The organism is Vibrio sp. 05-20-BW147, from assembly GCF_013369385.1.
In the GTDB taxonomy this organism is placed as follows: Bacteria; Pseudomonadota; Gammaproteobacteria; order Enterobacterales; family Vibrionaceae; genus Vibrio; species Vibrio floridensis.
In genome coordinates this window covers 11,789-25,543 of record NZ_SZTO01000012.1, presented here as the reverse complement: position 1 = coordinate 25,543, position 13,755 = coordinate 11,789, and the positions used below count along the sequence as shown (strand labels likewise).

Below are 13,755 nucleotides of genomic sequence, written 5' to 3'. Positions count from 1 at the left end.
ATTACCAGAATTTGAGCCGCTTGAGCAGCAAAACTTCGGCGGCAAAAATGACAACCAACCCAACACAAAACCACAAGAAGGCGACTGGGGACTCGACTCCCGGTATGCCACCGATATTGATACCAAGCAAGCCAGTGAGAAAACTGGTGGGTAGGAAAATACTGGCGATTAATGTAAACAGATAGCTGTTGCGGCTGATTTTGTCTTCGCGCAACTGCTGAATTTGTTCTTTGAGAAGTGCGAGCTCGCCAAGAAAGAACTCTATGGTTTCGTTAATGCGAGTAATATTACTCAGTGCATAATTGACCATTAAGGTTTTATTGGTCAAAAGAGCGACTTCAGAGCTCGAAAAATCAGCAATAGCATACTGCTGCGGGCGAATAAAGCGTTTGATTCTTAAAAGCGCTTTTTGTACCTCAATGATCTCGCCAATTTGCTCGGTGTCGAGCTCAAACTGTTCGATTTGCTCCTCTATATCTTGAAGATATTGCTGCATTTTCCCGGTCAATCCATCGATGATGGTCAGGAGCAGATCGGCGATGCTATTGGGGCCTTTTCTATCGGCAAGAGAGGCTCTGATTTCTGAGATGGCTTTCGAGGAGGTTTTACGTGTCGAAATTAAGGCCCCTTTGTAATAAAGGATACGGATACTAAGCATATCTTCAGGTATCGCGTTGTCGTTCATATTGATTCCGCGAAGAATCAACATAAAGCTATCATCGTCATAATGATGAAAAGAAGGACGAGTTTCATCCGCAAGAAGGTGATTAACTGTGCTCAGTGGTACTTGATTTTCGAGCAGCCAAGCGCGGATATGTGGATGGTGTCGCTCACAGTGATACCAGTGACTGGCTTGTATGTGCTGAAAGTTGTTTTCATATCGAGTCGCTGGAGAGGTAGAGAAGTCCCAGTGGTCAATTAAAAATCCCATAATAGTCAGTTACCTTTATTCGTAAGTATCGTCATCAAGTTACTCGACTTGATGACGTTTGGCTACTGACTTTATGAAGATTGAACAAGGGGGCAAGCAGTTCAACAGACTTGTTTTAGTGCCAGGGCTTTAAAGCACTTTTTTATGACGTAATTATCGACATCAAGCACTTGCTCTGGTGTGAGATAAAGTCCTAGTTTGCTTCGACGCCATAAAATGTCTTCACTGCACTGCGCAAATTCATGCGTCATCAGATAATCCAATTCTCGTTGGTAAACCTCTGGAGCAAGTTCGATGCCCATCGCTGATACCTCTTCAGCCCCCGCGAGCAATTGGCGTGCATCGCTGCCGTATTGGCAGACATAACGGTAGGCTAAGGTTGCACTCAACCAAGGGTATTGTTGGCGCAACGCGTGGGCGAGCTGGTCTCGTGTACAGCTAAAATCACCGCCGGGGAGCGTTTGTTGCGCCGTCCACGGTGCGCCCATATGGTCGAAATAGGGCGCGAGTTTACGCATGGCAGACTCCGCCAACTTGCGATATGTCGTCAGTTTGCCACCGAAAATAGAGATCAGCGGTGCTTGGTCAAGTTCTTGCTCCAGCTCGATGGTGTAATCACGCGTGATGGCTTGGGGTGAATCAGATTCATCATCACACAGCGGTCGTACGCCGCTGTAAGTCCACACCACATCTTGTTTGCTCAGTTGATGGACAAAATGCTGATTAACAATGTCAATTAAGTAGTCAACTTCCTGTTCTGAAATCGCCACATGGCGAGGGTCACCGGTGTATTCGACATCCGTTGTGCCGACAATTGAAAATTTATCCAAGTAAGGAATCACAAACACAATCCGCCCATCGTTGTTTTGTAGGATGTAAGCTTGCGGATCGGGATGTACGCGCGGCACGACAATGTGTGAACCTTTGATCAAACGAATGTTGCGTGGTGATGGGCCATCTAAACTGTCATCATAAAATTGTTTCACCCAAGGGCCCGCCGCGTTAACCAAGGCTTTGGCGTAACGCACAAACTGTTCACCATTTTGCTGATCTTCAATAGTCACTTTCCAAAGGTCGTCAACACGCTCAGCTTTGCTTACTTTGCAGTAATTACGCACTTCTGCGCCATTGCGTTTGGCACTGATGGCATTCAGTAACGTGAGGCGAGCATCGTCGACCCAACAATCGGAATACTCAAAGCCAATTTTCATTTCTTCTTTCAGCAGCCCGGTTTCGGCAAGGTTCACCTTATGGCTGCTAGGCAGTGTGGTGCGCTTACCTAAGTGATCATACAAAAACAGCCCGCAACGAATCATCCACGCGGGGCGAAGATAGGAGCGGTGCGGCAGGCGAAAACGCATGGGAAAGGCAATGTGCGGCGCTTTTTTGATCAGCACTTCGCGCTCCGCCAGAGCTTCGGAGACCAAACGGAACTCATAATGTTCCAAATAGCGCAAACCACCATGGATCAGTTTCGAGCTGGCTGAAGAGGTCGCCGAGGCAAAATCTTTGGCTTCAAAAAGTGCGACGCTAAGGCCACGTCCTGCCGCATCTGCTGCGATGCCTGCGCCATTGATACCACCCCCGACAACCAAGATGTCGAGTACCGAGAGCGTTGTGGACGATGCAGTAATCATTTGTACGGCTCCAATGTCATCTTGCTAAAACAAGCAGTTTGAAACTAAGGTGAACTTAGTTTACTCGTCAATCTCACGCAATTCGGCCCAAGTTTGTGCGCATTTAACCGCGCGTTTCCAGCCTTTATAGCGTCGGCTGCGTTTTTCTTCATCTTGATGAGGAAGGAAGCGACGATCGAGCTCTGCTTTGTTTTTCAGCTCATCTATGCTGTTCCAGTAACCCACGGCCAAACCTGCGAGGTACGCCGCGCCCAGCGCGGTCACTTCGGTCACTTTTGGACGATGCACTTCGGTATCAAGCACGTCAGATTGGAACTGCATGAGGAAGTTGTTGGCCACTGCGCCGCCATCAACGCGTAGGGCTGAGAGCTTAATGCCAGAGTCCGCTTGCATGGCGTCCAGTACATCACGGGTTTGGTAGGCAATGCCTTCTAAGGTTGCGCGGATGATGTGGTTTGAGTTGACACCACGAGTGAGACCAACAATGGTACCGCGAGCATAGGCATCCCAGTACGGTGCACCTAAACCAGTAAAGGCAGGCACCACATACACGCCGTTTGAACTGTCCACTTTGGTGGCGAAGTATTCGGAATCGTGCGCATCGGAAATCAGTTTCAGCTCATCGCGCAGCCACTGAATCGCCGCACCAGCCATAAATACCGCGCCTTCGAGTGCGTAGGCTGGCTCACCTTTTGGTCCACACGCTAAGGTGGTCAACAGCCCGTTTTGTGAGGTCACTTTCTCTTGTCCGGTGTTCATCAGCAAGAAGCAGCCGGTTCCATAAGTATTTTTCGCTTGGCCTGCTTCGACACACATTTGGCCATACAGCGCCGCTTGTTGGTCACCCGCAATGCCTGAGATAGGGATACGCGTACCACCTTTACCACCAATGTTGGTTTGGCCGTAAATTTGCGATGAGCGTTTTACTTGCGGCATCATCGATGCTGGGATGCCCATTTCTTCGAGCAGTTTGCTATCCCAACATAGCTCATTGATGTTGAACAGCATGGTGCGGGAGGCGTTGGTGTAGTCGGTGACGTGCACACGGCCTTGGGTCATCTTCCACACCAGCCAAGTATCGACAGTACCGAACAGCAGTTTGCCCGCTTCGGCGTCTTCACGTGCGCCTGCAACATTATCGAGAATCCATTTCACTTTGGTGCCCGAGAAGTAAGGATCAAGCACAAGGCCGGTGTTTTCGCGAATGTAAGATTCCAATCCGCGCGATTTTAGGTCCTCACAGATTTCGGCGGTACGACGGCACTGCCACACAATGGCGTTGTAAACCGGTTTGCCCGTTTCTTTGTTCCAAACGATGGTGGTTTCACGTTGGTTGGTAATACCGATGGCCGCCACTTGATCACTGCTGATGCCTTTTTTGCCCAGAGCTTCAACGAGTGTAGAGCTTTGAGTGGCGTAAATTTCCATGGGATCATGTTCTACCCAGCCTGCTTGCGGGTAAATCTGAGTGAACTCGCGCTGGGAGACAGAAACGATGTTCGCGTCGTGATCTAAAACCACAGCACGAGAGCTGGTGGTACCTTGGTCCAGTGCAACGATGTACTTCTGCTCAGTCATGATCCGCTCCTTTTGTTTCGTTATCTTTATTTTAGTAAATTCCGTAGCACTTATTGAATGAAATTATTAGCTTATTGGCAAACGTGGTGGGCAAAGTGCCGACAAAGAAAAGCCCTTCATTGATGAAGGGCTCGAACTAACGCTATCTCAGAATGTTCGAGATTAGTTGTTTTTGTGCAGCTCGCTGTTGAGCTCTACCGCAGTTTTGTTCGCCAAGCATTCAATTTGGCCGGTCACTGAGTTGCGACGGAACAGTAGGTCAGATACGCCTGCTAAATCGCGCGCTTTAACCATTTCAACTTCTTGGCCTGTGGAATCAAGCATGCGTACTTTAGAGCCAGCGGTGACGTAAAGGCCAGATTCTACTGTACAGCGATCACCCAGTGGGAAACCAAGACCTGCGTTTGCGCCAAGCAGTGAGTTTTCACCAATAGACACAACCACTTTACCGCCGCCAGATAGGGTACCCATGATCGACGCGCCGCCACCAATGTCAGAGCCGTTACCGACAACAACGCCCGCAGAGATTCGGCCTTCAACCATGCTCACGCCTGTGGTGCCCGCGTTGAAGTTAATGAAGCCTTCGTGCATGACGGTTGTGCCTTCACCAACGTGAGCACCAAGACGCACGCGAGAAGTGTCTGCGATACGCACGCCTGTTGGTACCACGTAATCCACCATTTTAGGGAACTTGTCGACGCAATCGACAGTAAGTACACGGCCAGCTAAACGCGCTTCGATTTGGCGTTCTGCCAGTTCAGGCAGATCGATTGGACCTTCGTTAGTCCATGCAATGTTGTGCAGTAGACCGAAGATGCCGTCTAGTACGGTACCGTGTGGTTGAACTAGGCGGTTAGAGATGAGTTGCAGTTTTAGGAAACCTTCAGCAACGCTTTGTGGCTGCTCGTCAGTAGCAAGAATAACCAGTACCAGTGGTTGTGTTGACTCTGCCGCTTTTGCTGCGAAAGAGGCGTTTGCTGCATCACCATTTGCTTGGAACGCCGCTGCCAGTTCGGCACTTTGCGCCGCAGAGATCTCGATAGCTTGGTTGCCTTGCTCGTAGCCCGCAACGGCTGCTAGAGCGTTGACTAGTGCCTCGCTTGGGTTAAGAACAGGGTTTGGAAAAAACGCTTCGATGATTTTGCCGTCGCGGTTTTTGGTTGCCGTACCAAAGGCGAGAGAAAAGAAAGCCATAGTTGATCTCCATGTGTTGAGTCTTTGTCACGCGCCATTCACTGGCAAGCGCTGGAATTAAGTTATAGCCATCATAAAGAGACAAAAAAAGACTTTAAACCCCTCAAAGGGAGAAAGTCTGTAGATGGATACCCTTTGTCTTTTTAACGATATGTTTCTTCGTTTGGCTATTTTGTATTTTGTCGCCAAAATCAAAACCGCCGCACAGGGCGACGGTTTTATTCGACATGGGTTGCGAAGATTAAGCGGCGTCTTCTGCTGATTCGTCTTCGTCGGCTGCGTTATCCGCAACCGCTGCTAGTTTCTTTTCTTTCTTCGGCGTTGGGCGGCGTTTTGCGCCTAGCGCGTAAAGAAGCTCTTCTTTGTTCTGAGCGAGGAACATCGCCAAGTCTTCTTGTTTACCTTCATCTTCAAGAAGATCGCTTTTACCTAGTAAGTCGAAAAGCTCATCTGCCATATCCAGCATTTTGTCGTATGCGTCAGCTTCCGCTTTAGAGGTAAAAGTCATTTTCTCTTCTCCGTTGCGTTCTACCACGTACTTGACGATAACAGCCATGGTTAATCCTCTAAGTTAAATAGTCCAGAATTTGTACTGTGTGTTTATACAGCTTTTCATCAGTAATGTCCATTGACTCGCGTCAAAATGAGAGCTGAATTCCGCTATCGTTCGGGATGCCAATGATGGCAAAAATCGATAAAGGCTTTAAGTAACGGACTTTGATACTTTTCTTTGTGCACCAGCAGCCAAAAGCGGCGCTTCATATCGAGCGGCATCGGGATCATTTTCACGCGACCATCTCGCACGGCATGGTCAGCCGAGAGACGAGATAAGCAACCAAGCCCAAGTCCGGCGGAAACCGAATTGATCAACGCTTCGGTGGTGTTGAGCTGGAAGGCTTCATGCCAATGTTCAATGCGTGGCGCGATGACTCGATGGAAAAACTCACGCGAGCCAGAGCCGGCTTCGCGCAAAATCCACTGACTGTTCTCCAGCTCAGTGAGTGAAATTGAGCCATTCAGTTCAAGGGGAAAATCGGGCGGACAAATCACACACATTTCGTCCTCGCTAAACTGGGTCGCATTCAGCTCGGGATGCAGTGTTTTGCCTTCAATCAGGGCGATATCAAGCTCGTAATCCACCAACATATCGCAGATCTGCGCCGAATTAGAAATGAACAGGCTCTGTGCTTGATGCTGGGTGTGGCGGCGAAAATCGCTGAGTAAATAAGGCGCAACTTGGTTGCCGATGGTGTCGCTGGCGCCAATGCGAAGTTGGCCTGACAGTGTCATATCTTGATCAAACAGCGACTCAATCGCGCTGGCTCGGCTCAACAGCTCATCGGCCAATGGCAACAGTTTTTGCCCTTCTTGATTGAGAATCAAACGGTTATTAACGCGATCAAACAGATGATGACCAATTTGCTTCTCCAACTCGGACAGCGCCATGCTCACTGCCGCTTTGGAAAGAAAGAGACTTTCCGACGCGGCGGTGAGCGTGTTGTGCTGAGTGATGGTGGTAAACACTTTGAGTTGTTTCAGAGAAATGTGACTTGCCATGCTCTCTCGTTAAATAATTTTGAACGTTGGTTCTAAATAATTAGATATCTTCAAACATTAAGCAAGCATAAAATAGCGCCATACAAAGATAGCCTTGTTGAGGTCGTGATGATTCAAAGAACAAAAGCAAAAGTAATGGGCGCTCCAACACCGATGGCAGGTTTGGCGCTTGGTATTGCGAGCTTAGGCTGGAGTTGGGAAAACTTGGCAACATTAAACGGCTATGGACAGTGGATAAGTGCGGCAATTGCCAGCGGTTTGCTGGTTATCTTGGCGGTGAAATTTCTCTTTCATCACCACTTATTGAGACAAGATTTGGCCCATCCAGTGGTGGGCAGTGTGGTGCCGACATTCGCCATGGCGACCATGGTGGTTTCCAATTCGATTGGCCACTTTTCCCCGTTGCTGGGGGATACGATCTGGTCAGTGGCGGTGGCATTGCACATCGTATTTTTACTCAGTTTTGTCTATCACCGTGCAAAAGATTTCGAACTTCATCATATGGTGCCAAGTTGGTTTGTGCCCCCGGTCGGTATTATCGTTGCTGATGTTTCTTTCTCAGGCAACCCAGTGCTTGCCCCTGTTGCGCACGGTGCTTTGGTGTTTGGTATGGTGGCCTACGCGGTGATGTTACCAATCATGATCTACCGCTTTATGTTTACTCATGAAGTGCCTGATGCGGCTAAACCAACGATGGCGATCATGGCCGCACCAGCAAGCCTTTCATTGGCCGGTTATTTAACTGTGACGGCTCAACCTTCGCCAGTGATTATTGCGTTGCTATTTGGTATTGCCGTGCTGATGACGGCGATTATTTACCTCGCGTTTGTTAAGTTGCTTCGTTTGCCTTTTAGCCCTGGCTATGCGGCGTTTACTTTCCCTATGGTAATTGGTGCCACTGCGCTGTTTAAAATGGCCAACTGGATGCAACACGCAGGTTTGGGCAGCCACTATGTTGAACAAGTGAGAATGCTGGCTGGCGTCGAGCTATTGGTGGCCACGGTTGTGGTGGGATACGTCGCGGTGCAATATTTCTACAATTTAGTGGTGTTGCCAAAACGCAGCGTGCTTGGAAAATTCGCCTAGTGTCGAATGGTGTCGAAGAGAAAAAACGCCTCGCAGTTCATCATGCGAGGCGTTTTTGTTTAGCGGCGAGAAAAACGGTCGTTAGCCCTTGTGATAGAAGCGCGACATCAGTTCCAGTGATTGCTGAATCACATTGACAGGTACTTTGTGGTCTTTAACCAGCTTCAATTGGTTGTTGAGCTGTTTTGAGTTCCCTGCGGGGTTAACCACCATCATCATCTCTTGGCCGACGAGTGCATAGTTGTAGTAGCTCCCCGCGATAAACCAATCTCGAGATTTGGTCGCGTCGAACAAGTTGTCGCCGACGCTGAAATCTGCGGTATTAATTTTATTATCAAAGAGCATTTCCATCAGCGTGGGCACCACATCAAAGTGGGTGGTGCGATAATCGTAAGTCTTGGCGGTTTGGCCAGGTGCATAGATGTACAACGGCACGTGGATTTGCGCTTGGCTGTAATTGCCAGAATGCCCCCAATAGTTCATGCGATTATCGTTAAACTCTTCACCATGATCCGAGGTGATGACCACGATGGTGTTCTCCAAATCAATCTTGCTCAGTACTTTGCCGATTAAGCCATCAATGTAGTAGAGCGAATTCTTATAGCGATTATGGTACAGCTCAGCATCAAAATCGTTGTTGAGCAAGATATGATCCACGCGTTCCCAATACGGTGTGAATTTCGCACCTTCTGGTTCAGGAAATTCGGTGCCATGGGCAGAGTCGTAGAACAGAAAACCGAAATAGGGCAGATCACTTGGCTGCGCTTCAAAGGCGATAAAATCTTCAGTAATACGCGCGTCGCGTTCAACTTGTGTTGTTCCTGGCGTCTTCAAGCGCAGATCTTTGACGTTTTTAAAGACAGTGCGTGACAAAGGAGGGCTGGTCAGCGACGCTGAACCGAAGATCCCCATGCGATATCCGGCGCTTTGCAGGCTATCCATAAACACTGGGGCGGTTTGACTGGCGTAAAAGCTACTCCAATAGGTGGCTGGCAGGCTGTAGAACAGGCTAAACATGCCCGCTTGGGTGGAGTTGCCGCCACTCATGTGCTGCGAAAAGTTGGCCGTCTTTTGTGCAAATTGGCTGACATTGGGCATGATTTCTGCCGTAGCGTCACTGTGTCGCCAAGCGTCCACTAAGATAAACAGCACGTTGGGTTGTTTTGTTTGTGTCGGTAAGCTGACGGGCTCAAGTGGGTAGTCCAGTTGACTGCCCTCGACGTTTTTCAACTCAACGCGATTTTGCGCTGCAATCTTTTCATCGACAAAGCCGTTTTTATACATGAAAGAGCGGGCGGTGAGTGGGTAATAAAGCGGCCAGTTATTGGTAAATTGGCTGACTTCATTGTCGTACAACGCATTTTTATACGCATGCACCAATTGGCTGCTCAGCAACATCACAAACCATAATGCGACAAAAGCGAATTTAAGTTTGCTGTTGGCTAGAAGCTTGCTGAGCCATACCGCGATGGCGAGGCCAATGAACAGCACCGCAATCTCCGAGATGAAAATCAACCAACTCAGCCAAGAGATATTGAAGACTTCGTTCCCGCCGTCAAAAAACATGCGGATCAGCAAGCCGTTGATATGAAATTTATAGTGTTGGAAAACCGTGATATCGATCTTCAGTGCAATCACTAACAGAGCGGCAAGTGTGATGACGATGCCTTTGAACAGGAGAGTTGGCAACAGCGTCAGCGGAAGACTGAGCAGCATGATGGGTAAGCTGAGTAAACCGAGCCAGCCCAACTGGGTTGCAATAAGATAGAAGCTTTGTAGTCCCGACAGATCTTGAGAGGGATCGGACGAAAGTACAAATGGGTAACAGGCGATGGACAGATAAACCGTGAAGCAAGCAAAAAAAGCAATCAGCCACGCGCTATTGGAGGAGAGTTTTCGCAACATCTTTCTGAATTCCATAGCGAGTTATAAATACAATTGATGAAAACGGGTGGAATTATAAAACAGTGTTTTTTAACTTTAAAGGCGTGAGGCGTGTCACGTTTGGTACGGAAGTGTAATTTTGCCCTGACAATGTCGTTTGCTGACAAACTGACCAAGAATCGCTACCGATATAACCTTTCTGGAAATCAGTGAGTTAGAACTATGTGGCCACTCAGCGAGCTGTGCTAAGCTAACGCTTAGTGATTGTCTTTCCGGAAGCTAACTCGTGTTTACTGTCTATCACTCCAATCAAGTGGATGTGCTCAAATCTCTGTTGGTGGAACTGATTCGCCTCAATCCTTTGCAAAATCCCTTCGACAAAGAGCAGATCTTGGTGCAAAGCCCAGGCATGTCTCAATGGTTGAAAATGGAACTGGCGAAAGAGTTTGGCGTGGCAGCAAACATCGAATTTCCGCTACCCGCGACATTTATCTGGGATATGTTTACTCACGTTTTGGCGGATGTGCCAAAACGCAGTGCTTTTAACAAAGAAGCGATGACGTGGAAGCTGATGCATTTGTTGCCGCAGCAACTTGCACTGGCGGAGTTCTCGCCTTTAGCTCGCTATCTTCAAGACGATGAAGAAGGCGCCAAGCTTTACCAACTGTCGGAAAAAATTGCCGATATTTTTGATGGTTATTTGGTGTATCGCCCTGAATGGATACGTGATTGGGAAGCGGGGAAGGCTGTGGCTGAGATTGGTGATGAGCATCCTTGGCAGCCCATGTTGTGGCAAGCACTGTATGACCATACCGTCGCGCTTGGGCAATCGCCGTACCATCGCGCCAACCTATACGAACACTTCATTGATAGCTTAGAAAACTACACTGGCCAGTTTGAACACTTGCCGCAGCGCTTGTTTGTTTTCGGTATCACCTCACTGCCTCCACGTTATATGGACGCGCTTAAAGCGCTCGGTCAGCATATTGACGTGCATCTGATGTTTACCAACCCGTGTCGATACTATTGGGGTGAAGTACGCGATCGAAAATTTCTTGCTCGTTTGGCGGCAAAGCAGCGTCAGCACCTTGTGTGGCAACAAGATCATTCGCAGCTTCAGGGCCAAAGTGAGCAATTGAAAGGCAGTATTGAAGACAATCTTGCCGATGAACTGCACACCGAGGTGGTGGGCAACAGCTTGCTGGCTTCGATGGGCAAACTTGGCCGTGACAACATGTACTTGTTGTCACAATTGGAATCGCATGAGATTGAAGCGTTTGTCGATATCGAACCTGACTCGCTATTGCATCAACTGCAAGCAGACATCCTCAACTTGGAAGAGCACCAAGATGACGACCACATCGAGAGCAGCCATCATAAACCGCTCATCGAGGCGAATGATCGCTCTTTGAGCTTGCACGTTTGCCACAGCCCAATGCGTGAAGTGGAAGTGCTGCACGATCAATTGCTGGCGATGTTCGATGCCGACCCAACCCTTAAGCCGCGCGATATTATCGTGATGGTGGCGGACATCAATGCCTACAGCCCTGCGATTCAAGCGGTATTTGGTAACGCGCCGGGTGAACGATTCATCCCCTATTCCATTTCAGATCGAACCGCCGATCAAGAAAGCCCGATTCTCAACGCGTTTTTGACGTTGGTGAATCTGCCACAAATGCGCTGTTTGGCGTCAGAGCTGTTGGAACTGCTAGAAACCCCCGCGATTTTGCAGAAGTTCTCCTTGAGTGAAACGGAGTTCCTGCAAGCAAAACAATGGGTGGAAGCGTCAGGTATCCGTTGGGGGCTGGATGAGCAAACTGGATGTGAGTTTGAGCTACCGCAGACAAGACAAAACACCTGGCAGTTTGGTATTCAACGCATGTTACTTGGCTACGCCATGCCAGAATCGGCTGGTTTGTTCCAAAGCGGTGAGGAATGGCTTGCTCCTTACAACGAAGTTCAGGGAATGGGAGCGGAGCTGGCGGGCAAACTGAGCTACTTCATTGAAAAGGTGCGCTGCTATCGCCACGCCTTAGCTCAAGCGCAAAACATTGACGCATGGCGACAACAATTACACGGTGTCTTGGCGGATTTCTTCGCCGTCGACTTAGAAGGCGAAGTGGCATTGAAATCGATTCGCGATACGTTGGGACAGTTAAAAGAACAGTTGAGTGATGCGGCATTTGAGGCGGAATTGTCACCGAGTGTGATTCGTCAATATCTACTCAATAAACTGTCCGGTAGCCGTGTAAGCCAGCGTTTTCTTGCCGGACAAGTGAATTTTTGTACCTTGATGCCGATGCGTTCGATTCCATTTCGCACCGTCTGTTTATTAGGGATGAACGATGGCGTCTATCCACGCAGTGTGGCGCCGGAAGGATTCGATTTAATTCATGGCCGCGCCAGAGCGGGTGACCGCTCTCGCCGCGACGATGACCGCTACTTGTTCCTTGAAGCTCTGTTGTCTGCGCAGCAAAGTGTTTACATCAGCTATGTCGGACGTTCCGTGCAAGACAACACCGAGAAAGTACCGTCGGTGCTGGTGGCTGAATTGATGGAGTATTGTCAGCAAAACTACTGTTTAGCGGGGGATGAGCATCTGGGTGTGGATGAATCCGGTGCGCACCTATTAAAGGCGATCACCAGCGAGCATCCCATGGTGCCATTTAGCCCCAAAGCTTTTTTAGGTGAACCTCCGAGCAACGCGAAAAGCTATGCCAAAGAGTGGATTCCAGCGGCCCAGCAGCAGAGCGAAGGCCAAGTGCCATCGCAGCAAAGTGTGCCATTTTATCAAGCCCTTGACGATTATTTACTGGGTGCCACGTTCCCGCTTGAACTGGATTTGGTTGAACTGCAACGTTTCTGGCGACTGCCAGTGCAGTACTTCTTCAATCGCCGTTTGAAAGTTGTTTTCGAGCCGCCAATGGCCGTGATGGCAGATGAAGAACCGTTTATTTTGGATGGACTCAACAGCTTCCAATTGCGTGAACAGTTGCTGCATCGTCTCTTATCGGATGAAAACCGCACGCCTGGTATGGTACAGCCGCTGATTGAGGGCGTACGCAGTGAAATGCGTGCACAGGGCAAGTTGCCGATCGGCGCCTTTGGTGAGTTGGAATTTGACACCAATCGTGTGCAAGCTGAAGCATTACTGGAAAAACTAACCGGGCTATCTCACGTTTCTTTGGATGATCTCGAAGTGGATCTGACTTTTACACCAGTAGGTGAAGGTAAAACGATTCATTTGAGCGGTTGGTTAACGCAGCACTATCAATCGGGTCTATTACGTTATCGCAGTGGCAAAATTCGCTCACAAGATTACTTAGCAGGTTGGATTGATCATCTTTCGATGTCGGCCATGGGCGTTGCCAAAGTGACGCATTTGATTGGCTACGACAAGAAAGAGGGGGTTGTGCACCTCAAATACCCGGCGATGGCGGATGCTGGCCAAGCCAAATCGTTGCTTAACGAATTGATCCGCCTGTATATCGAAGGTATGACCCAGCCTTTGGCGTATTTCCCCAAAACCGCATTGGCGGCCATCGAAGCTGGCATAAGCCGCGGGCAATGGAATGATGACGAAGAGAAAGCGTTGAAAAAAATGGCGGACACCTTCAATGATGGATTCTTGGGCGCAGGGGAAGGCGCTGACAGCTACATTAGTCGTATTTGGCCAAAATGGAATGAACAACTGGCCCATCAAGTACGTTTGATGAGTAGTTTGGTGCTGCAAGGGGCAAGATTGTCCGTCGTGGATGCGTCAGAGGAAGCATAAACGATGCCCTTCAAAGTCAACAATGGGATAAAAAAAGCGCTGCAATGGAGAGGAAGTAGGGTGGCCGCCAGAAAATCATTATCGTGTAGGGCGTTTGCTGTACGGCCACAAGG

9 protein-coding genes are annotated in these 13,755 nt (G+C 49.0%); 2 read left to right on the top strand and 7 right to left on the bottom strand.

Annotation, left to right across the window (positions count from 1 at the left end):
• Nucleotide 1: 1 nt before the first annotated feature.
• The 6 genes from FC652_RS12615 to FC652_RS12590 form a co-directional block, all read right to left on the bottom strand.
• Entirely contained in the window at nt 2–931 is a 930-nt protein-coding gene (locus tag FC652_RS12615; protein ID WP_176298854.1) for a zinc transporter ZntB, read from the bottom strand.
• A 101-nt stretch (nt 932–1,032) separates the two neighbouring features.
• Nucleotides 1,033–2,568 carry a glycerol-3-phosphate dehydrogenase gene (gene glpD / locus FC652_RS12610; protein ID WP_176298853.1) on the bottom strand — a complete coding sequence of 512 codons (1,536 nt, stop codon included), beginning with the start codon at nt 2,566–2,568 and terminating at the stop codon, nt 1,033–1,035.
• Nucleotides 2,569–2,628: 60 nt separating this feature from the next.
• Nucleotides 2,629–4,146: a glycerol kinase GlpK gene (glpK, locus tag FC652_RS12605; protein ID WP_176298852.1), complete on the bottom strand. Its 1,518-nt coding sequence runs from the start codon at nt 4,144–4,146 to the stop codon at nt 2,629–2,631.
• 162 nt (nt 4,147–4,308) lie between these two features.
• Nucleotides 4,309–5,340, bottom strand: a complete 1,032-nt coding sequence (dapD, locus tag FC652_RS12600; RefSeq protein WP_013571228.1) for a 2,3,4,5-tetrahydropyridine-2,6-dicarboxylate N-succinyltransferase — start codon at nt 5,338–5,340, stop codon at nt 4,309–4,311.
• Nucleotides 5,341–5,581: 241 nt separating this feature from the next.
• Nucleotides 5,582–5,896, bottom strand: a complete 315-nt coding sequence (locus FC652_RS12595) for a YebG family protein (RefSeq protein ID WP_011079699.1) — start codon at nt 5,894–5,896, stop codon at nt 5,582–5,584.
• A 104-nt stretch (nt 5,897–6,000) separates the two neighbouring features.
• Nucleotides 6,001–6,897, bottom strand: coding sequence for a LysR substrate-binding domain-containing protein (locus FC652_RS12590; protein ID WP_011079700.1), 897 nt, complete (start codon nt 6,895–6,897; stop codon nt 6,001–6,003).
• Nucleotides 6,898–7,005: 108 nt separating this feature from the next.
• Between FC652_RS12590 and FC652_RS12585 the strand changes: the two genes are divergently transcribed.
• The gene (locus FC652_RS12585; protein ID WP_039554489.1) at nt 7,006–7,983 is read left to right on the top strand and encodes a TDT family transporter; all 978 of its coding nucleotides are present in this window, start codon (nt 7,006–7,008) and stop codon (nt 7,981–7,983) included.
• Between the two features lie 81 nt (nt 7,984–8,064).
• On the opposite strand, the gene FC652_RS12580 is transcribed toward FC652_RS12585, so the two are convergent.
• Nucleotides 8,065–9,888, bottom strand: a complete 1,824-nt coding sequence (locus tag FC652_RS12580) for a DUF3413 domain-containing protein (RefSeq protein ID WP_176298851.1) — start codon at nt 9,886–9,888, stop codon at nt 8,065–8,067.
• A 265-nt stretch (nt 9,889–10,153) separates the two neighbouring features.
• On the opposite strand from FC652_RS12580, the gene recC reads away from it, so the two are divergent.
• Nucleotides 10,154–13,642 (top strand): exodeoxyribonuclease V subunit gamma, encoded by a 3,489-nt coding sequence (recC, locus tag FC652_RS12575; protein ID WP_176298850.1) that lies wholly within the window; start codon nt 10,154–10,156, stop codon nt 13,640–13,642.
• Nucleotides 13,643–13,755 lie beyond the last annotated feature (113 nt).

Bases quoted from the DNA above. Each gene is read 5' to 3' on its own strand.
- FC652_RS12590 (WP_011079700.1), bottom strand. From the start codon at position 6,897: ATGGCAAGTCACATTTCTCTGAAACAACTCAAAGTGTTTACCACCATC.
- FC652_RS12595 (WP_011079699.1), bottom strand. From the start codon at position 5,896: ATGGCTGTTATCGTCAAGTACGTGGTAGAACGCAACGGAGAAGAGAAA.
- FC652_RS12615 (WP_176298854.1), bottom strand. From the start codon at position 931: ATGGGATTTTTAATTGACCACTGGGACTTCTCTACCTCTCCAGCGACT.
- glpD (WP_176298853.1), bottom strand. From the start codon at position 2,568: ATGATTACTGCATCGTCCACAACGCTCTCGGTACTCGACATCTTGGTT.
- FC652_RS12580 (WP_176298851.1), bottom strand. From the start codon at position 9,888: ATGTTGCGAAAACTCTCCTCCAATAGCGCGTGGCTGATTGCTTTTTTT.
- glpK (WP_176298852.1), bottom strand. From the start codon at position 4,146: ATGACTGAGCAGAAGTACATCGTTGCACTGGACCAAGGTACCACCAGC.
- FC652_RS12585 (WP_039554489.1), top strand. From the start codon at position 7,006: ATGATTCAAAGAACAAAAGCAAAAGTAATGGGCGCTCCAACACCGATG.
- dapD (WP_013571228.1), bottom strand. From the start codon at position 5,340: ATGGCTTTCTTTTCTCTCGCCTTTGGTACGGCAACCAAAAACCGCGAC.